Genomic DNA, 25,685 nt, shown 5'->3' on the forward strand with positions numbered 1-25,685 from the left:
GTTTTGGGTAAAAGTGATTACCTGTAGGAGCGGGCTTGTCCCGCGATCGGCTGCAAAGCAGCCGCAAACTCCGCCGGGCTCGGTCGGCCTGTTATATCGGGATGTCTGATTTTACGGCTGCTGCGCAGCCGATCGCGGGGCGAGCCCGCTCCTACAGGGACGCAGTGCTGGCCGGTTTAACAGGGCAGGGCGCATAACCCATCCGCCAGCTGGTGGCCTGGGTCGCCGCCAGCAGCCGCTTGGCCGCCGGGCCGTGTTCATCGGCATGGAAGATCGAGGTCGGGCCGACCACGGTCATCACCGCTGCAATCTGCCCCATGGCGTTGAACACCGGTGCTGACAGGGCGTCCACGCCCGGCATCAGCAGGCCATGCACGTGGTGCAGGCCGCGCTCGCGAATCTGCGCCAGCAACGGCTCGTAGTCGCCATACACCTGGTTCATCGCCGCCAACTCCTGCTCGCGCAGTTCCACCGTCTCCCGCTCCGGCAAGTGGGCCGCGAATACCAGGCCGGTGGACGAGCTCAGCAACGGCAGCACCGAGCCGATCTGGGTCACCACCGTCACCGCCCGCACTGCAGGTTCGATGGTCACGACCGTCGCCCCCTGGTTACCCCACACGGCGATGAAGCAGCTTTCGTTGAGCTCGTCGCGCAGTTGCGACAGCGGCAGTGCCGCCACCTTCAGTACGTCGATGCTGCCCAGCGCCGCCATGCCCACCCGCAGCGCCTCACGGCCCAGGCCGTAGTGGTTGGTTGCCGGGTCCTGCTCGGCGAAGCCGCTGGCGATCAAGGCCTGCAGGTAGCGGTGCACCTTGCTCGCCGGCATCCCCACATGTTCGGCCAGGCGTGACAGCGAGGTGGACGGGGAGAGCTCGGCAAGCGCCTTGAGTATGTCGGTGCCGACTTCCGCCGAGCGAACCTTCTGCTTGCCGTTGTCGGCAGGGGAGCTGGCTTTGGTCATGGTGCGGGTATCCAGGGAGACAGGTGGGCGTCTTTATAGCTTGACGCCTTTCGGCAATCAAATTACGTTATTCGTAATCTGATTACGATAAAAACAATGCAGACGTGCTGCCATGCCTGGATCGCTCGCTCGAATGCAGCAGCAGGCCCACAGCCAGCTGCCCACAACGGCTCCCATCGAGCCCGGAGGCACCGATGACCCGCGACTCTTCCCCAGACCTTCAGTACCTGAGCGGCTTCGGCAACGAATTCGCCAGTGAAGCGCTGCCCGGCGCACTGCCGGTCGGGCAGAACTCTCCGCAGAAAGCGCCCTACGGCCTGTACGCCGAACTGCTTTCGGGCACAGCGTTCACCATGGCCCGCAGCGAACAGCGTCGTACCTGGCTGTACCGCATCCGCCCCTCTGCGCTGCACCCGCGCTTCGAGCGCCTCGAGCGCCAGCCGCTGGCCGGCCCGTTGGGCGCCTCCACGCCCAACCGCCTGCGCTGGAGCCCGCAGCCGATCCCGGCCGAGCCCACCGATTTCATCGACGGCTGGCTGCCCATGGTGGCCAACTCGGTCGCCGAGAAGCCGGCCGGCGTGAGCATTTACATCTATCGCGCCAACCGCTCCATGGAGCGGGTGTTCTTCAACGCCGACGGCGAGCTGCTGCTGGTGCCGGAGCACGGTCGCCTGCGCATCGCCACCGAGCTGGGCGTGATGCAGGTCGAGCCGCTGGAGATCGCAGTGATCCCGCGTGGCATGAAGTTCCGGGTCGAGCTGCTCGACGGCCAGGCCCGCGGCTACATCGCCGAGAACCATGGCGCACCGCTGCGCCTCCCGGACCTGGGCCCGATCGGCAGCAACGGCCTGGCCAACCCGCGCGACTTCCTCACCCCGGCAGCGCATTACGAAGAGGCCACAGGGCCCGTGCAGCTGGTGCAGAAGTTCCTTGGCGAGCACTGGGCCTGTGAGCTGCAGCATTCGCCGCTGGACGTGGTCGCCTGGCATGGCAACAACGTGCCCTACAAGTACGACCTGCGCCGCTTCAACACCATCGGCACGGTCAGCTTCGACCATCCGGACCCGTCCATCTTCACCGTGCTGACCTCGCCGACCAGCGTCCACGGCCTGGCCAACATGGACTTCGTGATCTTCCCGCCACGCTGGATGGTGGCCGAGAACACCTTCCGTCCACCATGGTTCCACCGCAACCTGATGAACGAGTTCATGGGCCTGATCCAGGGGGCCTACGATGCCAAGGCAGAAGGTTTCCTGCCCGGTGGGGCCTCGCTGCACGGCGTGATGAGCGCTCACGGGCCGGATGCGGAAACCTGTGAGAAGGCCATCGCCGCCGACCTGGCGCCGCACAAGATCGACAACACCATGGCCTTCATGTTCGAGACCAGCCAGGTGCTGCGTCCGAGCCTGCACGCCCTCGAGTGCCCGCAGTTGCAGGCCGACTACGATAGTTGCTGGGCCACCTTGCCGAGCACCTTCAACCCGAATCGGAGATAACCCATGAACCAGACCGCCATCGCCCGTAGCTGGGTCGAGCACGCCAATGGGCACAGCGACTTCCCGCTGCAGAACCTGCCCCTGGGCATCTTCAGCCGCCCGGGCCAGGCACCGCGTTGCGGTGTGGCCATCGGCGACGCCATCCTCGACCTGGAAGCGGTGCTGGCTGCCGGCCTGTTCGAGGGCCAGGCCAAGGCTGCCGTGGAGGCCACCCGTGGCGGTGCGCTGAACGCCTTCTTCGCACTCGGCCGCCCAGCCCGTGTCGCCCTGCGCGAACGCCTGCTGGCCCTGCTCGGCGAGCACAGCGAACACCAGGACGCGCTGAAGGCTGCGCTGCATCCGGCCAGCGAGTGCCAACTGCACCTGCCGGCGAAGATCGGCGACTACACCGACTTCTACGTGGGCATCGAGCACGCCAAGAACGTCGGCAAGCTGTTCCGCCCCGACAACCCGCTGCTGCCCAACTACAAGTACGTGCCTATCGGCTACCACGGTCGCGCCTCGACCATCCGCCCCAGCGGCGCCGACGTGCGCCGGCCCAAGGGCCAGACCTTGCCGGCCGGGCAGGCCGAGCCGAGCTTCGGTCCCTGCGCGCGTCTGGACTACGAACTGGAGCTGGGTATCTGGATCGGCCAGGGCAACGACATGGGCCAGTCCATTCCGGTAGGCGACGCCGCCGAGCACGTGGCCGGCTACTGCCTGCTCAACGACTGGTCGGCGCGCGACATCCAGGCCTGGGAATACCAGCCGCTGGGCCCGTTCCTGTCCAAGAGCTTCATCACCACTATCTCGCCATGGGTGGTCACCGCCGAGGCGCTGGAGCCGTTCCGCTGTGCCCAGGCCAAGCGTCCGGAAGGCGACCCGCAGCCGCTGCCCTACCTGCTGGACGAGCGTGACCAGGCCGCTGGCGCCTTCGACATCGAACTGGAAGTGCTGCTGCTCACCGAGCGCATGCGCGAACAGGGCCTGCCGGCCCATCGCCTGACCCTGAGCAACGCCCGCAGCATGTACTGGACCGTGGCGCAGATGGTCGCCCACCACAGCGTCAACGGCTGCCAGCTGCAGCCAGGCGACCTGTTCGGTTCGGGCACCTTGTCCGGCGCGGCGCCGGGTTCGTTCGGCAGCCTGCTGGAGATCACCGAGGGCGGCAAGCACCCGGTGGAGCTGGCCAGCGGCGAGGTGCGCAAGTTCCTCGAGGACGGCGACGAGGTCATCCTGCGCGCTCGCTGCACCCGTGAAGGTGTGGCGAGCATCGGCTTCGGCGAATGCCGCGGCACAGTCATCTCGGCCAACTGAGGGGCAGGGCGATGGAGCTGTTCACCTATTTCCGTTCCACGTCGTCGTACCGGGTACGCATCGCCCTGGCGCTCAAGGGCCTGGACTACCAGGCCCTGCCAGTCAACCTGCTCAAGGGCGAACAGCGTGGTGCAGACTTCCTGGCACTCAACCCGCAAGGGCGCGTGCCGGCCCTGCGCACCGACGGCGGCGAGCTGCTGGTGCAGTCGCCGGCCATCATCGAGTACCTGGAGGAGGCCTATCCACAGGTGCCGTTGCTGCCCACGGCGGCCGAGGCGCGGGCCAAGGTGCGTGGCGTGGCGGCGATCATCGGTTGCGATGTCCACCCGCTGCACAACGTCAGCGTGCTCAACCAGCTACGCCAGCTGGGGCATGACGAAACCCAGGTCAACCAATGGATCGCCCATTGGGTCGGCCAGGGCCTTGCCGCGGTGGAGCAACTGATCGGTGACGAGGGCTTCTGCTTCGGCGACCAGCCGGGTCTGGCGGATGTGTACCTGATCCCGCAGCTGTACGCTGCCGAGCGCTTCAACGTCGACCTCGCGGGCTACCCGCGGATTCGCCGGGTGAAAGCCTTGGCCGAGGCGCACCCGGCCTTTGCCAAGGCGCATCCTTCCCGCCAACCGGACACGCCGGTTCAGTGAATCGAACGCTTGGCCGACGGCAGTTGGCCAAGGCGTTCACTCAGTTTCAGGCGCTGTACCGGGTCGTCGGTCAGTAGCAGGGCATGCTCCAGGTCGTAGCGTTCGGCCTGGGGGCAGTCCAGTTGCTGATAGAGCGTGGCCCGGGCCAAATAGTCGCTGACCAGCACAGGGCCCAGCTGCATCACCCGTTCGGCATCGACCAGCGCGGCCAGGGCATTGTCGTTGCTACCGTGCAGGTGGCGCAGGTTGCGCGACAGGCGTTGGAGCATCTGCGCGGGGGTGGCGCTGCGCATGTGTTCGGCGGTCAGCGGCATGTGCGGGCCGAACTGGCGGGCCAGCAGCTCACGGCAGTCCGCCGGGTACAGGCGCCGGCCGCCGCAGGGGTCGAGCAGGTGGTCGGCACCGGGCACCCGGAGCAGGAAATGGCCCGGGAAGTTCACCCCTTCCAAGGGTATCGACAGGCGTCGCGCCAGCTCCAGGGCGAGGATGGCCAGGGTCAGCGGCTGGCCACGACGACGTTGCAGGACCTTGTCCATCAACGCCACCTGAGGCCGCAAGGGGTGGTACTCGTCCTGTTGGAAACCCAGGGCGCTGAGTTGACGCAGCAGCGGCTGGGCCAGCTCGTGCAGGGGCAGGAGCGGCAACTGCGTGCTGATCTCCCGTTGCAAGTCCTGCAGATGGGCGAGGCTCGCCGCCGGGTCCAGCGCCCGGTCGTGTTCGGCAGCTATCCACAGCGTGGCTTCCAGCAGGGCGACAGGTTCGCGATCCAGGCAGGCCAGGCAGGCTTGGCGTGGGTTCATGGGCATCTCCACATACGCTTATCTTTTAGCCCTGGCGGGTGCTTTCGTCCAGTGGTCCGCCGGGGGATCAGGCCTTGGCGGGCTGCCTATACTGGTAGGAGCACCTCTCTGGGGAGCCCGTTGATGTTCGCGCTCATGCAAAGCACCCGTACCCAGTCGCTGCACCTGTGCATCGATCCGCCCACGGGCCTGAAGGCCGTGGTGGTGATTCACAGTGAGCAACTGGGGCCTGCCATGGGCGGCTGCCGTTACCTGCCTTACGCCGATGACGAAAGTGCCATGATCGATGCCATCCGCCTGGCCCAGGGCATGAGCTACAAGGCGGCATTGGCCGGCTTGCCGTTGGGGGGCGGCAAGGCGGTGATCGTGCGCAACCCCCATGTGGAAAACCGTGCGGCGCTGTTCGAGGCGTTCGGTCGTTTCGTCGACAGCCTGCAAGGGCGTTTCATCACGGCCGTGGACAGCGGCACCTCGACCCTGGACATGGACTGCATCGCCCAGAGCACCCCCCACGTCACCAGCACCACCGCCTCGGGCGACCCTTCACCGCACGCGGCCATGGGGGTGTTCGCCGGCATCCGCGCCACATCCATGGCGCGCCTGGGCAGCGACAACCTCGAAGGTTTACGGATAGCGGTGCAGGGTCTGGGGAATGTCGGCTATGCCCTGGCCGAACAGCTGCATGCGGCGGGTGCGGAGTTGCTGGTCAGCGACCTGGACCCTGGGCGTGTGCGCCTGGCCGTGGAGCAGTTGGGGGCCCACCCGGTCGCCAGCGAAGCGTTGGTCAACACCCCTTGCGACATCTTCGCGCCGTGCGGCGTGGGTCCGGTGCTCAACGGCCAGAGCGTGATGCAGTTGCGCTGTGCGGCGGTGGCCGGGGCAGCGAACAACCAGCTGACCACGCTGCAGGTGGCCGACCAACTGGAAAAACGTGGCATCCTTTATGCCCCGGACTATGTGATCAATGCCGGAGGCCTGATCTACGTGGCGCTGACCCACCGAGGCGAGAACCTGGGGACGATCACCTCGCACCTGGCGCGCATCCCCACGCGGCTGACCGAAGTGTTCGCCCATGCCCAGGCGGAAAAACGCTCGCCGGCCAGGGTGGCGCAGATGCTGGCGGAGCGGTTGCTGTATGGGTGAGCCGGTGTTGCCTGTACGGGCGCAATTGTACACTCCAGTTACTACTCCGTACCGCCCTCAAGCAGTTCCGCCAACGCATCCGGCTGGTTCTTGAACGCCCGGGCGAATACATCGCGGTTCTTGGCCATGTAGATACCGGCCTCCTCGACCTGCTGCTCGGTCAGCGACGGCACCGCCTTGTGCAACACGTCGGCCAGGCGCTCGGCCAGTTCGAGCATCTTGTCGTGACGATCTGCCTCGGCCTTATCCATGAACAAGCGCTCCGGGTCGCGGCTGCTGCGGTACACCACTTCGACGGCCATTCATCACCTCTGTGCCTTTTTGCTGTGGGTTGCGGTTTGCTGTATGCATATACAGTATCCGGTCAGGCCATGCAGATGCAACCACGGTGATGGCCTTTTTTCCACTAGCGTGCCTTGCGGCAATCGGTCGCCTTCCAAGCCAAGGGCCTGGCCTTTTAACTGCATGCAAAAAGCGTCACAGGCGTGACGCATCATCCTTCAGCTCGTATCGGGGAATCGAACATCGTGAACATCAAATGGGCAGAAAAACTGCGCAAGGGCCTGCACGGCTCCGCCGACTCGCTGGGCAACCTGTGTGTCGAGGGTTTCCACTACCTGGCGTTGTTCGGCATCGGTGCCATCACGGCCTACGCGGCGGTGATGACCTTCCTGGACATGCTGGGCAAGGGTGGGGTCAGCGTCGATGACATCCTGCTACTGTTCATCTACCTGGAGCTGGGGGCGATGGTCGGGATTTACTTCAAGACCAACCACATGCCGATCCGCTTCCTGCTGTACGTGGCGATCACCGCCTTGACCCGCCTGCTGATCGGCGACGTCTCGCACCACAAGGCGCCCGACGTTGGGCTGCTGTACCTGTGCGGTGGCATCCTGTTGCTGGCATTTTCCATCCTGGTGGTGCGTTACGCCTCGTACCGCTATCCCTCCACCAAGGTGCTCGATGCCAACGGCAAGGAAGTGGAAGACGGCAAGTAAGGGTGGTATGCCGCTAACGCCGGTCGGGGCGGGCAGGGCTGTGAAATCCGGGGCGTGGCCGCGGCCTGGGATCACGCCAAGGGGGCGTGAGGTTTGCGCGCCGCCCTGGATATCAACATGAGCTTTGACGACTACCTGCTGACCGACGAGATCCGCCAATACCTGAGCGCGTTCTTTCTCCCCCTGGGCATTGACCCGGACGCCACCTACCTCAACGAAATCGCCGATGTCATCGACGAAGAAGTGGTGAGTGTCCGCACCTTGGTCGAGGAGGCTGAATACTGGGTCGAGCGCGAGGAAGTCCCAACCTACGACCAAGGGCTGGTCGGCTTTTTCCACGCACCGGCCACCTTCGACCCGGCATCGCGTGTACGTGGCTTGCGCTTGTCCGACTTCGAGCGAGCCATAGACAGCCTGCTGCTATCGCGCTGAATGCGTGGCAGCCTGCGACTGTGTGCGTGGCAGGCTGGCCAGGATTTTAACCGCGCTGCCGTGGTGCTCCGTGGCCAGGCCCAGGCGGATGCTGTCGATGACACGCTGCAGGCGCTGCGGGTCGTTGCGCTGGGCGGGGGTGATCAACCGCTTGGCCGCTACCCCATTGTCGTCCGAGAGCGTGAGCATGATGCTGCCATCCAGGCTTTCGATACTCAGGTTGACCCGATAGTCGGGGGCGAAGGCGTCGCTGATCTGGTCGAATGGATTGTGCATGGTCGTTGTCTGCGAAGAATGACTGCAGGGGTTGACCGGGTGAACGCCAGGTTGGTTCAGGAAGGCTGACCAGCGGAAACGAAAACGCCCGGCATGTAGCCGGGCGTTGCCGTGCCCTACAGGGGGTCAGGCTTCGGGGTCACTCAGCTGCAGCACGCCACGTTTGCTGCGCAACTTGCCGTAGAAGTGTTCCAGCGCATTGTTCAGCTTGCTGGCGGCGCCATCGACCGCCTGGTCCAACGAAGTGGCGGTATGGGTCACGGAAATCGGTTGATGGCCTTTCGGGCGAGCCTCCATCTGGCAGCGTTTGTCATGCGGGCCGGGCTTGGTGCCGTTCTCGTCGCGCAGGTGGACCTCGATGCGGGTGAGGTCGTCCTCGTAGCGTTCGAGGCTGCTTTCCAGCGTACTGCGGACCCACTCATTGAGCCGGATGTTGCTTTCGATGTGGTTGCTGCTGTTGACCTGGATTTGCATGATTCAATCCTTATTCAGCTTGCTCGCAAGAGGCGCGCCTAGGCCACTGAGGCCCTTGGAATTTCTTCGCCTCTTGACTCTAAAGTCAGGCAACGGCGAAGCGAAATCAACCCCCTCCGGAAAATAAATTTCCTGTTGCAAATCCAGCCCGCGAGCCGGTGATACGCATCCCTTGTGGGAGCGGCGGTCCGACTTGCCCCGCGATCGCACCTTTAGCGAGTGAATGCCGCCCTGTATTCCCCTGGCGTCGCCCCCAACGCCTGGCGAAACCGGTTGCTGAAATGGCTGGCACTGGCGAACCCACACAGCAGCGCCACTTCGCCCAGCGGCAACGGGCCCAGTCGCAGCAGCCCGCAGGCCCGGTGCAGGCGCCGCGCCAGCAGGTACTGGTGCGGCGGCAGGCCGAAGCTTGCGCGGAACATGCGGGCGAAATGGTATTCGGACAGGTTGCAGCGCAGGGCCAGCTCCCCCAGGGTGATGGGCTGCTCCAGGTGCGCTTCGATGTAATCGACCAGTTGTCGACGTTGATGCGGGGCCAGCCCGCCTTTCAAGCGCAGCCCCTGGCGCAACCCGGCCTGGCAGAGCACGGCATGGTCGATGATTTCATGGGCCAGGCTGCTGGCCAGCAGGCGTTCGCCAGGTTCGTCCCAGTCCATGGCTACCAGTTGGCGGAAGCGTCGGGCCTGTAGCGGGTCGTCGAGGAATGTCGCCTCCTGCAACTGCATCTCCCGGGGTTCGCGGTCGAGCAGGCGGATGCAGCCGAGGGCGAACTGTGCCTCGCTGACGTACAGATGGGCCAGGCGGACCGCACCGTTGACTACCCAGTTGGATTCGTGGCCGGCGGGCATGATGCACAGCTTGTCCGGTGCGCCTTTGTCCGACGGGCGCTGGCGACGGAAGATTCCGGTGCCGTCGGCGATGTAGCAGGACAGGGTATGGTGGCTGGGCGACTGGTAGTCGCGGGCGTCGTTGCGGTTGCTCCACAAGGCTGCAGCCAGGCCGTCACCCAGCTGCGCGCTCAGTTCCAGGCGGGCATGGGGCGAGGCGTGCATGGCATTGAAGACTTGCAGCTGGGTCAGTGGCGTCATGGGCGATTCCTCTCGATGCCATCCTACTGCGGCGCTGGGTGGCTGGCAGCCCCCGTGGCGGGAAAAGCGCAAGTTTGTGCAAGCGGGGCAATCGAAGGCGGGCAGAGACTGGTACCCGGCGAGGGCTGCAGCGCGGCCCCGTCCAGATAGCCTGGAGAAACCTCATGAATCTGTCGCTGTATTTGCTCACCGTCCTGATCTGGGGCACCACCTGGATCGCCCTGAAACTGCAGTTGGGCGTGGTCGCCATCCCGGTATCGATCGTCTACCGCTTCGCCCTGGCCGGCCTGATCCTATTCGTCATCCTTGTGCTCAGCCGCCGCCTGCAGCCGATGGGTAAGCGTGGGCACCTGGTCTGCCTGGCGCAGGGGCTGTGCCTGTTCTGCGTCAACTTCATGTGTTTCCTCACCGCCAGCCAATGGATCGCCAGCGGGCTGATCGCCGTGGTGTTCTCCACCGCGACCCTGTGGAACGCCCTGAATGCGCGAATCTTCTTCGGCCAGCGCATCGCCGCCAACGTAGTGGGTGGCGGCGCGCTGGGGTTGCTGGGCCTGGGGTTGCTGTTCTGGCCGGAGCTGGCCAGCCATGGTGCCAGCCGCCAGACGCTCTATGGCCTGGGCTTGGCGTTGCTTGGCACCTTGTGCTTCTCGGCAGGCAACATGCTGTCCAGCCTGCAGCAGAAGGCCGGCCTCAGGCCGATGACCACCAATGCCTGGGGCATGGTATACGGTGCGTCGATGCTGGCGGTCTATTGCCTGTCCAGCGGCATTCCCTTCGACATGGAATGGAACACCCGCTATATCGGCTCGCTGCTGTACCTGGTGATCCCGGGCTCGGTGATCGGCTTTACCGCCTACCTGACGTTGGTGGGGCGTATGGGGCCGGAGCGGGCGGCATATTGCACGGTGCTGTTCCCGCTGGTGGCGTTGAACGTGTCGGCGGTGGCCGAAGGGTACCAGTGGACGGCGCCGGCGCTGTTGGGGCTGGTGGCGGTGATGGCGGGGAATGTGCTGGTGTTTCGCAAGCCCAGGGCAAGCAAGGTGGGCGATGCGGTTGCTGTCAGGTGAGGGCAGGGTACATAACGGGTCGGTTCAGCGGGGGCCGGTGGGCGCGGGCTTGTCCCGCGATTGGGCCGGCCCTGCCATCGCGGCGGCATGGCAAGGGCTTCGCCCTTGATCGCGGGACAAGCCCGCTCCCACAGCGCAGCCCGAAGGGCTGGGTAATCTCCCACAGGATCTGCGAGGCCTCAGCCCTTCCAGACCTGCGGGTTCACCAGGTCACGCGGTCGATCCCCCAGCAGCGCCGCCCGTAGGTTGTCGATCGCCCGGTTGGCCATGGCCTCGCGGGTTTCGGCGGTGGCCGAGCCTACGTGAGGCAGGGTCAGGGCGTTTGGCAGCTTGAACAGCGGCGAGTCTGCCAGCGGCTCCTTCTCGTACACGTCCAACCCGGCACCGCGAATCGTGCCGCTCTGCAACGCCTCGACCAACGCCGCCTCGTCCACCACCGGCCCACGGGACACATTGACCAGGAACGCACTGGGCTTCATCAGCTTCAGCTCGCGGGCGCCGATCAATTTGCGCGTGGCCTGTGACAGCGGCACCACCAGGCACACGAAGTCGGCTTCAGCCAGCAGTTGCTCCAGGCTACGGTATTGGGCACCCAGCTCCTGCTCCAGCGCCGGCTTGCGGTTGTTGCCGCTGTACAGCACCTGCATGTTGAAGCCGAAGCGGCCGCGGCGTGCAATGGCCGCACCGATATTGCCCAGGCCGACGATGCCCAGGGTCTTGCCGTACACATCGCTGCCGAAATGGGCCGGCCCGACGGTGGCCTGCCACTGGCCGGCCTTGGTCCAGGCGTCCAGCTCGGCGACCCGGCGAGCACACCCCATGATCAGGGCGAAGGCAAGGTCCGCGGTGCTCTCGGTGAGTACGTCCGGGGTGTTGGTCAGGGCGATGCCGCGTTCGTTGAAGTAGTCCAGGTCGTAGTTGTCGTAGCCGACCGAGACGCTGGACACCACCTCCAGCTTGGCCGCGCCCTCAAGTTGCGCGCGGCCGAGCTTGCGACCGACGCCGATCAGGCCGTGGGCCTCGGGCAGGGCTTCGTTGAACTGGGCGGCAACGTCACCGAGCTTGGGGTTGGGCACGATCACGTTGAAGTCTTGCTGCAGGCGTTCGGCCATGGCCGGGGTGATGCGGCTGAAGGCCAGGACGGTCTTTTTCATCGGCAACTTCTCTGCAAGGCAGGGGAACGGAGTCAGGCAGGAAGACGAGGCCGCATTGCGGCCCTTTCGCGGCACAAGGCAGCTCCTACAGGGGGCGCTGTAGCTGTAGGAGCGGCCTTGTGCCGCGATGGGGGGCAAAGCCCCCCAGGTTCACCTGCCTGGAACGAGTGACCGGCAACCTACCATTGTCTCTGGTCCTCGTGCAGCAGCTTTCTCAGTTGGCGATCAACAGCTCGTGGGTCTTGAGGTCCGCCTCGTGCGCCGCGAGGATCTCCGGCAACGAGTTGCGCAGGTACTCGACCCAGGTCTTGATCTTCGCATCCAGGTACTGGCGCGACGGGTAGATCGCATACAGGTTCAGTTCCTGCAGGCGGTAGTCGGGCATGATCCGTACGATGCTGCCGTCACGCAGGCCGTCGATGGCTGAATAGATCGGCAGCACGCCCACGCCCATGCCACTGCGGATGGCGGTCTTCATGGCATCGGCCGAGTTCACCTGGAACGGCGAGCTGGTGATGTTGACCACTTCCTGGCCTTCCGGGCCGTCGAACAGCCATTTCTCCAGCGGGATCACCGGGCTGACCATGCGCAGGCACGAATGCTTGAGCAGGTCGGCGGGCTTGTGCGCGGTGCCATGCTTGGCCACGTAGTCGGGCGATGCGCAGACGATGCTGTAGGTAATGCCCAGGCGCTGGGAGACGAAGCCGGAGTCCGGCAGTTCGCTGGCCAGCACGATGGACACGTCATAGCCTTCGTCGAGCAGGTCCGGCACGCGGTTGGCCATGGTCAGGTCGAAGGTCACGTCCGGGTGCGAGTCGCGGTAGCGGGCGATGGCATCGACCACGAAGTGCTGGCCCACGCCGGTCATCGAGTGCACTTTCAGCTGGCCGGCGGGGCGGGCATGGGCGTCGCTGGCCTCGGCCTCGGCCTCCTCGACGTAGGTCAGGATCTGTTCGCAGCGCATCAGGTAGCGCTTGCCGGCCTCGGTCAGGGCGATACGCCGGGTGGTGCGGTTGAGCAGCCGGGTTTGCAGATGGGCTTCCAGGTTGGAGACCGCCCGCGAGACGTTCGCGGTGGTCGTATCCAGTTGCGCCGCGGCGGCAGTGAAGCTGCCGAGCTGGGCCACGCAACTGAAAGCACGCATGTTTTGCAGGGTGTCCATGGGTCACTCTCAAGGTAGAGGACAAAATTGTGACATGAAGTAACCGAAGCGGTCTTCAGACTAAAGCCGGATTATCGCTGTTTTGGTAACAAAGATTCGCAGGAATATACGCTTATCGCCAGTGCGACCGCCCCCTAGAATTGCCCGGCCTCATCCACCTCTTCCTCGGGAAATCGCAGCTGTGCCGCGTCGCATCATCAGAGCGCTGAATGCGCTCAGTGCCTGTGCCCTTAGCCTCACCTTGAGCGGCTGTATCGGAACCTGGGGCATCGCCCCGCAAAGCAAGACGCTGCAAGCCAACACCCTGACCACCGACGATGCGATCCGCGAAGCGGCCACCGACGCCCATTGGCCGGCCCAGCAGTGGTGGCGCGCCTATGGCGACCCGCAGCTGGACCGCTGGGTCACGCTGGCCCTGGCCGGCAGCCCGAGCCTGGCCATGGCCGCGGCGCGAGTGCGCGAGGCCAAGGCCATGGCGGGTGTGGTGGAATCGGCGGAAAAGCTCCAAGCCGATGGCCAGGCCACGCTCAAGCGCCATAACTGGCCTGAGGACCAATTCTACGGCCCTGGCGCGCTCTCTGGGGCCAACACCTGGGACAACAACGCCGCCATCGGCTTCAGCTACGCCCTGGACCTCTGGGGCCACGAGCGCAATGCCAGCGAACAGGCCGTGGACCAAGCGCACATGAGCGTCGCCGAGGCCCGCCAGGCCCAGCTCGAGCTGGTGAACAACGTGGTGCGCGCCTATATCCAGCTGAGCCTGCATTTCGCCCGGCGCGATATCGTCAAGGCCGAACTGGAGCAGCAGGAGCAGATCCTGGCGCTGGCCCAGCGTCGCCTGGACAGCGGCCTGGGCACCCATTTCGAAGTCAGCCAGGCCGAGGCGCCGCTGCCTGAGACCCATCGCCAGCTCGACAGCCTCAACGAAGAAATCGCCCTGACCCGCAACCAGCTGGCCGCCTTGGCCGGCAAGGGGCCAGGGGAGGGGGCGCAGCTCCAGCGCCCGACCTTGGCCTTGGGCGCACCGCTGAAGCTGCCCTCGAACCTGCCCGCCGAATTGATCGGCCAGCGCCCCGACGTGGTCGCCAGCCGCTGGCAGGTGGCCGCGCAGGCCCGTGGCATCGATGTCGCCCATGCTGGTTTCTTTCCCAACGTCGACCTGGTCGGCAGCCTGGGCTTCATGGCCACCGGTGGCGGCGCGCTGGAGTTTCTCACCGGGCGTAAGTTCAATTACAACGTAGGCCCGGCGATCAGCTTGCCGATCTTCGATGGTGGCCGCCTGCGCTCGCAATTGGGCGTGGCCTCGGCGGGCTATGACATCGCCGTGGCCCGTTACAACCAGACCGTGATCGGTGCACTGAAGAACATCTCCGACCAGCTGATCCGCCGCGAGTCGATGAAGGAGCAGGCGCACTTCGCCGCCGAGTCGGTGGCCGCTGCGCAGAAGACCTACGACATCGCCATGGTCGCTTTCCAGCGTGGCCTGACCGACTACCTCAACGTGCTCAACGCCCAGACCTTGCTGTTCCGCCAGCAGCAGATCGAGCAGCAGGTCCAGGCCGCGCAACTGGCCGCCCATGCCGAGCTGGTCACCGCGCTGGGCGGGGGCCTGGAGGCCGGCCGGGACGTGCCCGACGAACAGCGCCAGGCGGCCCCGAAAACGCCTGCCACGCTGGCCATCTTCGACACGCCAGGCCACGCCGAATGAGTACCACGAGCCTACCCCTGCGCTGGCTGCAAAGCCTGGAGTGGCGCCGGGGCTTCTTCGCCTGGGCGCGCACCGACGGCGTGACCTGGGTCTACATCTTCAAGATCCTGGTCGCCGCCTTCGTCACCTTGTGGCTGGCCATGCGCCTGGAGCTGCCGCAGCCGCGCACGGCCATGATCACCGTGTTCATCGTCATGCAGCCGCAAAGCGGGCATGTGTTCGCCAAGAGTTTCTACCGGGTGCTCGGCACCCTGGCCGGCTCGGCGATGATGGTCGCGCTGATCGCGATCTTCCCGCAGAACACCGAGCTGTTCCTGCCCAGCCTGGCCCTGTGGGTAGGCCTGTGTTCGGCCGGTGCCATGCGCTATCGCACCTTCCGCGCCTATGGCTTCGTGCTGGCCGGCTACACCGCGGCGATGATCGGCCTGCCGGTGCTCGAGCACCCGGAGCAGGCGTTCATGGCGGCGGTATGGCGGGTGCTGGAGATCTCCCTGGGGATTCTGGTGTCGACCGCTGTCAGTGCCGCGATCCTGCCGCAGTCGGCCAGCGCCGCCATGCGCAACGCGCTGTACCAGCGCTTTGGCGTGTTCGCCGGGGTGGTGGTCGAAGCCCTGCGCGGCGACAGCCAGCGTGATCGCTTCGAGACCAGCAATGTACGCTTCATCGCCGAGGCCGTGGGCCTTGAAAGCCTGCGTAACGTCACCGCGTTCGAAGACCCGCACATGCGCAGGCGTTCGGGCCGGCTGGTGCGCATGAACAGCGAGTTCATGGCCATCACCACGCGCTTCAACGCCTTGCACCGCCTGCTCGAGCGCCTGCGCGCCCGCGGCCCGCTGCAGATCGTCGGCGCCATCGAGCCGGGCCTGGCGACGCTCGCCGAACTGCTCGAGCCCTATGTCGGGCGGGCATTGACCGATGCCGATGCACTGCGCCTGACCCTGGAACTGGCCGCCTACAAGGAGGGCCTGCAAGCCCAGGTGCGTACGCTGCGCGCCGAGTATGTCCAGACCGACCCCAGCGAGGCCGACCTGCTCGACTTCCACACCGCCTTCGAGCTGCTGTACCGCTTCGTCGACGAGATGTACAGCTACGTCCAGACCCACGCCTCGCTGTCTGCGCACAACCATGAGCGCGAACACTGGGACGAACCCTACGTGGCCCAGACCAACTGGCTGGTGTCCCTGGCTGCCGGCGTGCGGGCCTCGGCGGTACTGTTGCTGCTGGGCAGCTACTGGTTGCTCAGCGACTGGCCCAGCGGCGCCATGATGAGCCTGATCGCCACGGTGACCGTGGGCCTGTCGGCCGCCTCGCCGAATCCCAAGCGCATGTCGTTCCAGATGGCCTGCGGGACGATGATCGGCGCCTTCGTCGGCTTTTTCGAAACCTTCTTCGTGTTTCCCTGGATCGACGGCTTCCCGCTGCTGTGCGCCGTGCTGGCGCCGGTGTTCGTGCTGGGCGCGTTCCTGTCCTCACGCCCGGCCTACGCAGGCTATGGCATCGGCCTGCTGGTGTTCTTCGCCATCGGCTCGGTGCCCAACAACCTGACGATCTACAACCCGTACACCTTCATCAACGACTACATCGGCATGGTCATCGGCATGCTGGTCTGCGCCGCCGCCGGGGCGATCATCCTGCCGCCCAACAGCCGCTGGCTCTGGAGCCGCCTGGAGCAGGACCTGCGCGAGCAGGTGCTGTTCGCCATCACCGGGCGCCTGCGCGGGCTCGGCTCGGCCTTCGAAAGCCGCACCCGGGACCTGCTGCACCAGGCCTATGGCTTGGCCGCCGGCAAGCCCCAGGTACAGAGCGAACTGATGCGCTGGATGTTCACCGTGCTGGAGATCGGCCACGCGATCATCGAGTTGCGCAAGGAACAGGTGCGCGCGCCGGTGCATCCGGCCTATGCCGAGTCGCAGCCCTGGCGCCAGGCCATCCGCGTCATGGGCCGGGCCCTGGCGCGGTTGTTCCTGCAGCCCAACGCCAGCAACCACGAACGCGCCCTGGTGGCCGTGGACCACGCCATCAGCCGCGTGCAAGCCACCGACGAACCCTTCGCCCGGCACTTCGATACCTCGGTGTTGCGCCGGGTGCAGAGCTACCTGCATTTCATCCGTACCTCCCTGCTCGACCCACAGTCGCCGTTGGCCCCGGCGAAAGGACTGCACCGTGCTCCGTGAAATCATGCCCCGCGAAATCGCCTTCCATGGCGTGTACATGCCCTCCATGACCTTGATGTTCCTGTTCGCCGCGGGCCTGGCCTGGGGCCTGGACCGCTTCATCGCGAGCATCGACGGCTACCGCTTCTTCTGGCACCCGGCGTTGCTGCGCCTGTGCCTGTTCATCTGCCTCTTCGGCGCCATGGCGCTGTCCTTGTATTGGTGAGAAACCTTCGATGAAAAAGTTCTTCAGCCTGATCGCCACCTTGCTGGTGCTGGCGGGCGCCGTGGTGATCGGCCGCCAGTTGTGGCTGCATTACATGACCACGCCCTGGACCCGCGACGGCCGGGTGCGCGCTGACATCATCAACGTCGCCGCCGATGTGCCGGGCTATGTGGTGGACGTGCCGGTGCGGGACAACCAGCGGGTGAAGAAGGGCGACCTGCTGATCCAGATCGACCCCGAGCATTACCAGCTGGCGGTGAACCAGGCCAAGGCCCTGGTCGCCTCGCGCAAGGCCACCTGGGAGATGCGCAAGGTCAACGCCAAGCGCCGCGCCGACCTGGACAACCTGGTGATCTCCAAGGAAAACCGCGACGACGCCAGCAACATCGCCAGCGCCGCCCTGGCCGACTACCAGCAGGCCCAGGCCCAGCTGGCTGCCGCCGAGCTGAACCTCGAGCGCACGCGGATCATCGCCACGGTCGATGGCTACGTCACCAACCTGAACGTTCACAAAGGGGACTACGCCCGCACCGGCGAGGCGGTGATGGCGGTGGTCGACGAGCACTCGTTCTGGGTGTACGGCTTCTTCGAGGAAACCAAGCTGCCCCATGTGAAAGTGGGCGACCAGGCCGAACTGCAGATGATGAGCGGCGAGCGCATCAAGGGCCATGTGGAGAGTATCGCCCGGGGCATCTACGACCGTGACAACCCGCAGAGCCGCGAACTGGTTGCCGATGTGAACCCGACCTTCAACTGGGTGCGTCTGGCCCAGCGGGTGCCGGTGCGGATTCACATCGACGAAGTGCCCGACGGCTTCCTGCTGGCTGCGGGCACGACCTGCACGGTGGTGGTCAAGCCGAGCGTTCTGTAGGAGCGGCCTTGCGCCGCGAAAGGGGCGCAACGCGTCCCCAATCGTTAGGCCACCCCCACCAACACTGGCACCTGCACCCGATCGATCACCTTCGCACTGACCGAAGGGTCCAGCAACCGCCCCAGCCTGGACAGGTGCCGGTGGCCCATGACGATCAACTCGCACGCCAGCGCCTGGGCTTTTTCGACGATGGCATCGACCGGCTCCGCGGCGACCACGCTGCCATGGCAATCGAAGCCTGCCTCGCGCAAGGTGCGCACGGCACCGGCCACGGCCTGTTCGGCCAGGCGCTGCTCCTCGCAGGCGGCGGGGTATTCCGCCTGTTCCTGCTCGGTGTAGCTCGCCGGGCGTTCATGCACGGCGAAGGTCGTGTCGATGGCCAACAGCACATGCAGTTCATGCTCGCCGGGGCGGCAGTAGCGGTGGGCGAGGTCGAGCAGGGTGTGGCTGGCGGGGGAGGCGTCGATGGCGATCAGGACCGGGCGGGGCATGGGGGTTCCTTCAGGCTGCAAAGGCTGGGTTGGCAGTTCCGGCCAACCGCTGGCAAGCCAGCTCCCAGCGGCCCTGCGTTGCATGGGCAGCACCTGTGGGAGCCGGCTTGCCGGCGATGAGGGCCAGGCCATTGTTCAAGCTTTGCGCCAGGGAATAAATGGCCTGCCACGCACGGCGTCGTTGCGTCAGACGCAATCCACCAACCTGCTAACATCGCATTTCCTACAGCTGTCACGGAAAACGGCCATGCAACTGCCAGACATGAACCTGCTCGTCGCCCTTGATGCGCTGCTCGACGAGGGCAGTGTGGTCGGTGCGGCCCGGCGCATGAACCTGAGCCCGGCGGCGATGAGCCGTACCCTCGGCCGGATCCGCGATGCTCTGGGCGACCCGATCCTGGTCCGCGCCGGTCGCGGCCTGGTGCCCACACCCCGGGCGCAGGCCTTGCGCGAGCAGGTCTCGGCCCTGGTGGAGCAGGCCGGGCAGGTATTTCGCAGTGGTGACGACGTCGACCTGCCGAATCTGGAGCGGGCCTTCAACATCCGCACCAACGACCTGTTCATCGCACTGTATGGCGCGCAGTTGCTGCGCATGATGCACGAGCAGGCGCCACGTACCGTGCTCCGGTTCGTCCCGGAGAGCCCAGGCGGGGATGACGACAGCGTACTGCGGGATGGGCGCACCGACCTGATCATCAGCTCGACCATCGACCTGGGGCCAGAGATCAAGGTGCAGAGCTTGTTCCAGACCGTCTACATCGGCCTGGCCCGGCGCGACCACCCGATCTTCGACGCCGAAATCACGCCTGAACGCTTTGCCGCCTACCCGCAGATCAGCGTATCGCGACGTGGCCGGGCCAACGGGCCGATCGATATGGAGCTTGCCAACCACAAGGTGCAGCGGCGCGTGGCGTTGATCACCCCAAGCTTCCACTCGGCGATGTTTTCGCTGCCCGATTCGGACCTGCTCCTGCCGATGCCGGCCAACATCCTCAACAGTGTGAACAAGCTGGGGCTGCCGCTGCGCTCGTTCCAGATCCCATTGCCGCTCGAGCAGGTGACTGTCATGCAGGCATGGCACCCGCGCTTTCAGAACGACCCGGCGCATCGTTGGTTGCGCCAGACGCTGAAGGCCTGTTGCAGCGTCGATCCGTGAAGAGGGGGCGCTGTGCGCCCATCGCGGGACAAGCCCGCTCCTACAGGTTCTCTACGGCTTTCTAAAACGGCGCGGTACCTGTGGGTGATTCTATGGTGCTAAACAAGCCAGCCGTGCAAATACGGCCCAGGCTCCGCTTGCTTCGTGGGAGCTGGCGGAGCCTGCGATGGGTCGCAAAGCGGCCCCTTGAGTCTGGAGGGGCTCCAGCGTTTGAGGGCTTGGGGCTGCTTTGCAGCCCATCGCAGGCTGTCGCCAGCTCCCACCGAGATTGCGCCGCTCTCAAGACTAGCGAAATCCCTGTGTGCGGGCTTGTCCCGCGATGGGGGCGGTAAGCGCTTGGCATGGATTGCGCCTGACGCAACTTAAAACTGCCAATAAGTCAGTTTTCGTCAGCATTCGACCTTTTTAGACTTCTCCTCTGCGCTAAATTGTTGCTGGAGATGTCTGCCCATGAGTTCCCTGTCCGCGCCTGTTTCTGCGGTCGCCGCTGCCCCTGCGCCAGCCGCCCCGGCGCAAACGGCGTTCGGCCTACGGGTGGTGGTCGGGCTGTTCGGCGTGCTGCTGGCGGTGCTCTGTGCCGGCCTCAACGAGGCGGTGACGAAGATTTCCCTGGCCGATATCCGCGGTGCCATGGGCATCGGCGCCGACGAGGGTGCCTGGCTGCTGGCGGTGTATTCGGCGGCCTCGGTCTCGGCCATGGCCTTCGCGCCGTGGATGGCCGGCACGTTTTCCCTGCGTCGCTTCACTTTGTGCGCCATCGGCGTGTTCGCCGTGCTTGGCCTGGTACAACCTTTCGCTCCCAACCTGCACAGCCTGATGCTGCTGCGTATCGTCCAGGGCCTGGCCTCTGGCGCCCTGCCGCCGATGCTGATGACCGTGGCGCTGCGTTTTCTGCCGCCGGGCATCAAAGTCTACGGCCTGGCCTGCTACGCCCTGACCGCCACCTTCGGCCCCAACCTGGGCACGCCCTTGGCGGGCCTGTGGACCGAGTACGTCGGTTGGCAGTGGGCCTTCTGGCAGATCATCCTGCCGTCGGGCCTGGCCATGTTCTGCGTCGGCTGGGGCCTGCCCCAGGACCCCCTGCGCCTGGAGCGCTTCAAGCAGTTCGACTGGCGTGGCGTGGTGCTTGGCCTGCCGGCCATCAGTTGCATCGTCCTGGGCCTGTCGCTGGGTGACCGCTGGGGCTGGTTCGACTCGCTGCTGATCTGCTGGTTGTTGGGCGGTGGCCTGCTGTTGCTGGTGCTGTTCATGTACAACGAATGGTCCGAGCCGCTGCCGTTCTTCCAGCTGCGCCTGTTGTCGCGCCGCAACCTGAGCTTTGCCTTGGTCACGTTGGCCGGCGTGTTGATCGTGCTGTCGGGCGTAGGCAGCATCCCTTCGGCGTACCTGGCGCAGATCCAGGGTTACCGCCCGGCGCAGACCAGCCCATTGATGCTGCTGGTGGCCATGCCGCAGTTGATCGCCCTGCCGCTGACGGCCGCGCTGTGCAACATCCGCGCGGTGGACTGCCGCTGGGTACTGGCCGTGGGCCTGGGCATGCTGGCGCTGAGCTGCGTGGGCAGCAGCCTTTTGACCTCGCAATGGATCCGGGGCGACTTCTATCCGTTCTACCTGCTGCAGGTGTTCGGCCAGCCGATGGCCGTGCTGCCGCTGCTGATGCTGTCCACCAATGGCATGACGCCGCAGGAAGGCCCGTTCGCCTCGAGCTGGTTCAACACCGTCAAGGGCCTGGCCTCGGTGGTCGCTGCCGGCCTGCTGGACGCCCTCGGCACCCTGCGCCGGCATTTTCATTCCAACCACCTGGTGGACAGCCTGGGCAACGCCCCGCTGGTCGACGACAACGCTGCCGGCCTGGCCAAGCGCATCCATGAACAGGCCCTGGTACTGACCTCGGCCGACCTGTACCTGGTCCTGGCCGGCATCGCCGTGGCCCTGATCTGCCTGATTCCTTTCGTGCCTACCCGGGTCTATCCACCGCGTGCGGTGGCCTGAGCCCTGGATGAAATTCGAGACCACTGAAATGACGAACAGCCGCAAGACCCTCGTGATCGGCTCGGCACTGGCCGTGGCCGTGCTCGCTGCCCTGGTGATGCCCTGGATGCTGGGCAGCGACCACGAGCAGAGCACCAACGACGCCTACGTGACCGCCGACTACACCGTGGTCGCGCCCAAGGTTGCCGGTTTCATCAAGCAAGTACTGGTCGAGGACAACCAGCAGGTCAAGGCCGGGCAGTTGCTGGCGACCATCGATGCCCGTGACTACCAGGCCGCCCTGGATGCCGCCCAGGCCCAGCTGCTGGTGGCCAAGGCACAGAGCGCCGATGCCCGCGCCACCCTGGAGCGTCAGGGCTCGCTGATCGCCCAGGCCGAGGCTGCGGTGAAGGCGGCGCAGGCCGAGATGGCCTTCGCCGAGCATGAGGTCAAGCGCTACAGCCGCCTGGCCGAGCAGGGCGCCGGTACCGTGCAGAATGCCCAGCAGGCGCGCAGCCGGGTCGACCAGGCCCGTGCACGCCTGGCCAATGCCCAGGCGGCGCTGGTGGCCACGCGCAAACAGGTGGATATCCTCAGTGCCCAGGTGGCCAGTGCCGACGGCCAGCTCAAGCGTGCAGAGGCAGGGCTGGAGAAAGCCCAGCTGGACCTTTCCTACACCCAGATCACCGCCCCGGTGGACGGCATGGTCGGCGAGCGCGCCCTGCGCGTGGGCGCCTACGTCAACCCGGGCGCGCGCCTGCTGTCGGTGGTGCCGCTGCAACAGGCCTATGTGGTCGGCAACTTCCAGGAAACCCAGCTGACCCACGTGCAACCCGGTCAGCCGGTGAGCATCAGTGTCGATACCTTCTCCGGCGAAACACTGCGTGGTCACGTCCAGAGCATTGCCCCAGCCACCGGCGTGACCTTCGCTGCGGTGAAGCCGGACAACGCCACCGGCAACTTCACCAAGGTGGTCCAGCGCATTCCGGTGAAGATCGTCTTCGATGACGGCCAGCCGCTGCTCGAACGTCTGCGGGTGGGCATGTCGGTGGTAGCGACCATCGACACCCACGGCGACATGCTCGAAGGCAAAGAGGTGAGCGCGCGATGAAACCTGCATCCCGCTTGAGCCCGTTGTTGCTGGCGGTGCTGCTGGCCGGTTGCACCCTGGGCCCGGACTTCCTGCACCCTGACAGTCAGGCACCGCAGGCGTGGTCGCCGGTGCAGGGCGAGGCCGCTGCCAGCCAGCCCACTGCCGACCCTCTGCAGCTGCGCTGGTGGGACAGCTTCCACGATGCCCCGCTGAGCGCGCTGATCCAGCGCGTGGCCGAGCGCAATCTCGACCTGCAGATGGCCAGCGCACGCCTGCTGCAAAGCCGTGCCTTGCGCAGTACCGTGGCTGCCGACGAGGTGCCCTCGGTGGACGTGAATGCCGGCTACAGCCGTGCGCGCAACAGTGCCGAAGGCCTGAACGACCCGTCCGGCAAAGCGGGCAAGTCGGCCTTCAATCTGTGGCAGGGCGACCTGGTGGCAGGCTGGGAGCTGGACCTCTGGGGGCGGGTGCGCCGACAGGTGGAGGCCGCCGATGCCACGGTGGAAGTGGCCGAGAACGATCGTCGTGGCGTGCTGCTGGCGCTGCTGGCCGAAACGGCTGGTGACTATATCCAGCTGCGTGCGGTGCAACACACCTTGCAGATCACCCACGACAACCTCAAGGTCGCCCAGCATAGCCTCAAGCTTTCCCAGGATCGCCAGGCCGAAGGCGTCGCCACGCGCCTGGACGTGGCCCAGGCCAGCGCCCAGGTGGCCTCCATCGAGGCCCGCCTGCCCACCTTGGAAGCCCGGCGTGACGACCTGATCAACGCCCTGAGCCTGCTCGCCGCCGAGCCGCCGCGCAGCCTGCAACGCCAGTTGCTGGCCACTGGCGAGCTGCCGGCGCCGCGCCAGTCGTTCGCCATCGGCCTGCCCTCAGAGCTGGCCGAGCGTCGCCCGGACATCCGTCAGGCCGAGGCGCGCCTGCATGCGGCCACCGCCAGCATCGGCGTGGCCAAGGCCGATTTCTACCCCAGTATCCGGTTGTCGGGCAGTGTCGGTTTCCAGGCCATGCAGCTCTCCGATTTCGGCGCCTGGGATGCTCGGCGTTTCGCTTTCGGGCCGCAGCTGTCGTTACCGATCTTCGAAGGTGGGCGTTTGAAAGGCACCCTGCAATTGCGCGAGGCCCAGCAGCAGGAGGCGGCGCTGAACTACCGCAAGGTGGTGTTGGCGGCGTGGCACGAGATCGACGATGTGCTGCGTTTGTACAACGCCAGCCAATTGCGTCGTGATCATCTGGCCGAAGCGGTGGCGCAGAACCGCATCGCGCTGGAGACCGCGCAGCGTCAATATGTGGAAGGGGCGGTGGACTTCCTCAATGTGTTGAGTGTGCAAGGCGCGCTGCTGGCCAGCGAAGAGCAGTGGATCGACAGTTCTGCGGCCGTGTCCCAGGCATTGGTGGGGCTGTACAAGGCGTTGGGCGGTGGGTGGCAGGCGTTCGACGAGCCGGTGTAGGGGGCCGCTGCGCGGCCCTATCGCGGGACAAGCCCGCTCCTACAGGTTCGCGTGGGAGCTGCCGCGAAAGGGCGCAAAGCGCCCCTAAAAATGTCACAGAGGGCGCAGCAACCCGAACCGCTTGCGCAGCACCGTGTCCAGCAACCGCCGCGGCACCACCCGGGCCAGCAGCGGCAGGGCCGTGCTGCCATTGCCCAGGCGCACCAGCGCGGGCGTCGGGGTCTTGCCGATAGCCGCCAGTACCCCTTGGGCGAACACCGCAGCTGGCGTGGGCTTGTCCTGCGAAGCTCTGGCCCGCGCCTGGACGTACTCACGCAACGGCCACCACGGCGAGTCTGCGGCCAGCACCTCATCCGCCTGGCGCTGGGCGTTGTTGGCGAACTGCGAAGCGATCGCCCCCGGCTGCACCTCCATCACCCGGATGCCGAACGGTGCCAGTTCCAGGCGCAGGGCATCGCTCAGCGCGTTCACCGCAGCCTTGGACGCGCAGTAGGCACCCGCGAACGGAGTGACCAACACCCCCGAGACGCTGCCGATGTTCACCACCAGGCCGCGTGCACGGCGCAGCAGCGGGAACAGTGCGCCGGTCACCCCGACCACAGCGAAGACGTTGGTCTCGAACTGCTGGCGCAGGGCTTCGACACCGCCATCGAGCAAGGGGCCCATGGCGCCGTAGCCGGCGTTGTTGATCAGGATGTCCAGGCTGCCGTGGCGATCTTCCAGCTCCTCGGCCAGGCCTGCCAGGGCGTCGGCGTCGTTCACGTCCAATTGCCGGGCGGCGAAGCCGGCAGCGGCCAGTCGCTCGACGTCTTCGGCTTTGCGGGCCGTGGCCCAGACTTCATGGCCGGCGTCGCGGAAGGCTTCGGCCAGGGCGCGGCCGATGCCGCTGGAGCAACCGGTGATCAGGACAGTGGGCATGGGAAAGGCCTGTCATCAAGGAAGGGAGGTGTTGCCAATACCGGCCCGATCGCCGGCAAGCCGGCTCCCACAGGTACGCCACAGTGCTGGTGGGAGCCGGCTTGCCGGCGATCGGGCCGGTATTGGCGGCGGATCAATTGGCGAATGTGCCTTGCAGGTGCTCAGCCCGAAACTCCAGCGTCTGCGGACGATACCCGGAGCGCAGTGGCGGCACTGGCAGGCAGTCGGTCCAGGTGGCACCGGGCTGCAGTTCGCCGGGGCCGCGGTAGCGCGGGGCGTTGTAGGTGTTCTCGGCCAGGTTGACGGTATCGCCCGGGGTATAGGCAGCGACGCGCCAGCGCAACTCGACCAGGGGAACATCGTTGCCGTTCTTCATGCGCACCTGTAGAGCGCGATCGGCGGGGCACTGGTCGGGGGCGTAGGCCAGGCGCAGGTCCAGGCGTGCCAGCTGGGAGGCTTCGCGGGTGTCCTGCCAGACCACCCACAGCGCCACCACCCCTAGGCCGAGCACGGCGGCCAGGGAAATCGGCAAGGCCTTGGCCGGGTAGCGCAGCAGCAGTACCAACCAGGTGAGGATGAGCAGGGCGCCGATGAGCATCGCGAGGTAGACCTTGTTGCAGCGGGTCAGGTCATCCTAGCTGGAAAACGGGGAG

The 25,685-nt window shown here is 65.9% G+C and carries 26 protein-coding genes; 15 read left to right on the forward strand and 11 right to left on the reverse strand.

Annotation, left to right across the window (positions count from 1 at the left end; translation table 11 throughout):
• Window positions 1-151 precede the first annotated feature (151 nt).
• The gene (locus tag ACXHGZ_RS02655; RefSeq protein ID WP_084857105.1) at window positions 152-961 is read right to left on the reverse strand and encodes an IclR family transcriptional regulator; all 810 of its coding nucleotides are present in this window, start codon (window positions 959-961) and stop codon (window positions 152-154) included.
• 194 nt (window positions 962-1,155) lie between these two features.
• On the opposite strand from ACXHGZ_RS02655, the gene hmgA reads away from it, so the two are divergent.
• The 3 genes from hmgA to maiA are packed head-to-tail and all read left to right on the forward strand — an operon-like array spanning window position 1,156 to window position 4,397.
• Window positions 1,156-2,457, forward strand: a complete 1,302-nt coding sequence (gene hmgA / locus ACXHGZ_RS02660) for a homogentisate 1,2-dioxygenase (protein WP_324816122.1) — start codon at window positions 1,156-1,158, stop codon at window positions 2,455-2,457.
• Between the two features lie 3 nt (window positions 2,458-2,460).
• A complete protein-coding gene (gene fahA / locus ACXHGZ_RS02665) occupies window positions 2,461-3,753 on the forward strand; it encodes a fumarylacetoacetase (protein WP_480462258.1) in 1,293 nt (430 codons plus the stop codon).
• An 11-nt stretch (window positions 3,754-3,764) separates the two neighbouring features.
• Complete coding sequence (maiA, locus tag ACXHGZ_RS02670; protein ID WP_480462259.1) at window positions 3,765-4,397, forward strand: maleylacetoacetate isomerase; 633 nt, start codon at window positions 3,765-3,767, stop codon at window positions 4,395-4,397.
• Here maiA and ACXHGZ_RS02675 read toward each other — a convergent pair.
• The gene (locus ACXHGZ_RS02675) at window positions 4,391-5,197 is read right to left on the reverse strand and encodes a SirB1 family protein (RefSeq protein ID WP_480462261.1); all 807 of its coding nucleotides are present in this window, start codon (window positions 5,195-5,197) and stop codon (window positions 4,391-4,393) included. The two genes, maiA and ACXHGZ_RS02675, sit on opposite strands and share 7 nt — an antisense overlap.
• Before the next feature lie 123 nt (window positions 5,198-5,320).
• Between ACXHGZ_RS02675 and ACXHGZ_RS02680 the strand changes: the two genes are divergently transcribed.
• Window positions 5,321-6,340 carry a Leu/Phe/Val dehydrogenase gene (locus ACXHGZ_RS02680; protein WP_480462262.1) on the forward strand — a complete coding sequence of 340 codons (1,020 nt, stop codon included), beginning with the start codon at window positions 5,321-5,323 and terminating at the stop codon, window positions 6,338-6,340.
• A gap of 41 nt (window positions 6,341-6,381) precedes the next feature.
• Here the strand turns inward: ACXHGZ_RS02680 and ACXHGZ_RS02685 are convergent, their stop codons facing one another.
• Window positions 6,382-6,642, reverse strand: coding sequence for a YebG family protein (locus tag ACXHGZ_RS02685; protein ID WP_224457978.1), 261 nt, complete (start codon window positions 6,640-6,642; stop codon window positions 6,382-6,384).
• Between the two features lie 225 nt (window positions 6,643-6,867).
• On the opposite strand from ACXHGZ_RS02685, the gene ACXHGZ_RS02690 reads away from it, so the two are divergent.
• Complete coding sequence (locus tag ACXHGZ_RS02690; protein WP_084857119.1) at window positions 6,868-7,338, forward strand: phosphate-starvation-inducible protein PsiE; 471 nt, start codon at window positions 6,868-6,870, stop codon at window positions 7,336-7,338.
• A gap of 117 nt (window positions 7,339-7,455) precedes the next feature.
• Window positions 7,456-7,770: a hypothetical protein gene (locus ACXHGZ_RS02695; RefSeq protein ID WP_143515213.1), complete on the forward strand. Its 315-nt coding sequence runs from the start codon at window positions 7,456-7,458 to the stop codon at window positions 7,768-7,770.
• On the opposite strand, the gene ACXHGZ_RS02700 is transcribed toward ACXHGZ_RS02695, so the two are convergent.
• The 3 genes from ACXHGZ_RS02700 to ACXHGZ_RS02710 form a co-directional block, all read right to left on the reverse strand.
• A complete protein-coding gene (locus ACXHGZ_RS02700; RefSeq protein ID WP_480462265.1) occupies window positions 7,759-8,046 on the reverse strand; it encodes a DUF3509 domain-containing protein in 288 nt (95 codons plus the stop codon). The genes ACXHGZ_RS02695 and ACXHGZ_RS02700 overlap by 12 nt on opposite strands.
• Window positions 8,047-8,172: 126 nt before the next feature.
• A complete protein-coding gene (locus tag ACXHGZ_RS02705; protein WP_084857125.1) occupies window positions 8,173-8,520 on the reverse strand; it encodes an HPF/RaiA family ribosome-associated protein in 348 nt (115 codons plus the stop codon).
• Window positions 8,521-8,732: 212 nt separating this feature from the next.
• Window positions 8,733-9,608: a helix-turn-helix domain-containing protein gene (locus ACXHGZ_RS02710; RefSeq protein WP_480462267.1), complete on the reverse strand. Its 876-nt coding sequence runs from the start codon at window positions 9,606-9,608 to the stop codon at window positions 8,733-8,735.
• A 164-nt stretch (window positions 9,609-9,772) separates the two neighbouring features.
• Between ACXHGZ_RS02710 and ACXHGZ_RS02715 the strand changes: the two genes are divergently transcribed.
• A complete protein-coding gene (locus ACXHGZ_RS02715; protein ID WP_480462268.1) occupies window positions 9,773-10,675 on the forward strand; it encodes a DMT family transporter in 903 nt (300 codons plus the stop codon).
• Window positions 10,676-10,854: 179 nt separating this feature from the next.
• On the opposite strand, the gene ACXHGZ_RS02720 is transcribed toward ACXHGZ_RS02715, so the two are convergent.
• Entirely contained in the window at window positions 10,855-11,829 is a 975-nt protein-coding gene (locus ACXHGZ_RS02720) for a 2-hydroxyacid dehydrogenase (protein WP_480462269.1), read from the reverse strand.
• 214 nt (window positions 11,830-12,043) lie between these two features.
• A complete protein-coding gene (locus tag ACXHGZ_RS02725; protein WP_084857133.1) occupies window positions 12,044-12,991 on the reverse strand; it encodes a LysR family transcriptional regulator in 948 nt (315 codons plus the stop codon).
• A gap of 181 nt (window positions 12,992-13,172) precedes the next feature.
• On the opposite strand from ACXHGZ_RS02725, the gene ACXHGZ_RS02730 reads away from it, so the two are divergent.
• Genes ACXHGZ_RS02730 through ACXHGZ_RS02745 form a run of 4 tightly spaced genes read left to right on the forward strand, consistent with a single transcriptional unit; the run spans window position 13,173 to window position 17,949 of the window.
• A complete protein-coding gene (locus ACXHGZ_RS02730; RefSeq protein ID WP_480462270.1) occupies window positions 13,173-14,699 on the forward strand; it encodes an efflux transporter outer membrane subunit in 1,527 nt (508 codons plus the stop codon).
• On the forward strand, window positions 14,696-16,873 hold the full coding sequence (locus ACXHGZ_RS02735) for an FUSC family protein (protein ID WP_480462271.1): 2,178 nt from the start codon (window positions 14,696-14,698) through the stop codon (window positions 16,871-16,873). The genes ACXHGZ_RS02730 and ACXHGZ_RS02735 overlap by 4 nt, the downstream gene beginning before the upstream one ends.
• 4 nt (window positions 16,874-16,877) lie before the next feature.
• The gene (locus tag ACXHGZ_RS02740) at window positions 16,878-17,078 is read left to right on the forward strand and encodes a DUF1656 domain-containing protein (RefSeq protein WP_084857307.1); all 201 of its coding nucleotides are present in this window, start codon (window positions 16,878-16,880) and stop codon (window positions 17,076-17,078) included.
• 10 nt (window positions 17,079-17,088) lie between these two features.
• Entirely contained in the window at window positions 17,089-17,949 is an 861-nt protein-coding gene (locus ACXHGZ_RS02745) for an efflux RND transporter periplasmic adaptor subunit (RefSeq protein ID WP_480462272.1), read from the forward strand.
• A 44-nt stretch (window positions 17,950-17,993) separates the two neighbouring features.
• Here ACXHGZ_RS02745 and ACXHGZ_RS02750 read toward each other — a convergent pair whose 3' ends face one another.
• Window positions 17,994-18,440, reverse strand: a complete 447-nt coding sequence (locus ACXHGZ_RS02750; RefSeq protein WP_480462273.1) for a universal stress protein — start codon at window positions 18,438-18,440, stop codon at window positions 17,994-17,996.
• Window positions 18,441-18,687: 247 nt separating this feature from the next.
• Here ACXHGZ_RS02750 and ACXHGZ_RS02755 point away from each other — a divergent pair, with 247 nt between their 5' ends.
• The 4 genes from ACXHGZ_RS02755 (at window position 18,688) to ACXHGZ_RS02770 (ending at window position 24,114) form a co-directional block, all read left to right on the forward strand.
• Window positions 18,688-19,596 (forward strand): LysR family transcriptional regulator, encoded by a 909-nt coding sequence (locus ACXHGZ_RS02755; protein ID WP_084857144.1) that lies wholly within the window; start codon window positions 18,688-18,690, stop codon window positions 19,594-19,596.
• Window positions 19,597-20,046: 450 nt separating this feature from the next.
• Window positions 20,047-21,588, forward strand: coding sequence for an MFS transporter (locus ACXHGZ_RS02760; RefSeq protein ID WP_084857147.1), 1,542 nt, complete (start codon window positions 20,047-20,049; stop codon window positions 21,586-21,588).
• Between the two features lie 28 nt (window positions 21,589-21,616).
• Window positions 21,617-22,678 carry an HlyD family secretion protein gene (locus tag ACXHGZ_RS02765; RefSeq protein WP_480463983.1) on the forward strand — a complete coding sequence of 354 codons (1,062 nt, stop codon included), beginning with the start codon at window positions 21,617-21,619 and terminating at the stop codon, window positions 22,676-22,678.
• Window positions 22,675-24,114 (forward strand): efflux transporter outer membrane subunit, encoded by a 1,440-nt coding sequence (locus ACXHGZ_RS02770; RefSeq protein ID WP_480462274.1) that lies wholly within the window; start codon window positions 22,675-22,677, stop codon window positions 24,112-24,114. The genes ACXHGZ_RS02765 and ACXHGZ_RS02770 overlap by 4 nt, the downstream gene beginning before the upstream one ends.
• A 93-nt stretch (window positions 24,115-24,207) precedes the next feature.
• On the opposite strand, the gene ACXHGZ_RS02775 is transcribed toward ACXHGZ_RS02770, so the two are convergent.
• Window positions 24,208-25,032 (reverse strand): SDR family oxidoreductase, encoded by an 825-nt coding sequence (locus ACXHGZ_RS02775; RefSeq protein ID WP_480462275.1) that lies wholly within the window; start codon window positions 25,030-25,032, stop codon window positions 24,208-24,210.
• Window positions 25,033-25,165: 133 nt separating this feature from the next.
• A complete protein-coding gene (locus ACXHGZ_RS02780; protein WP_084857153.1) occupies window positions 25,166-25,630 on the reverse strand; it encodes a multidrug transporter in 465 nt (154 codons plus the stop codon).
• Window positions 25,631-25,685 lie beyond the last annotated feature (55 nt).

The sequence above is a fragment of the Pseudomonas shiyinii genome, from assembly GCF_056725765.1.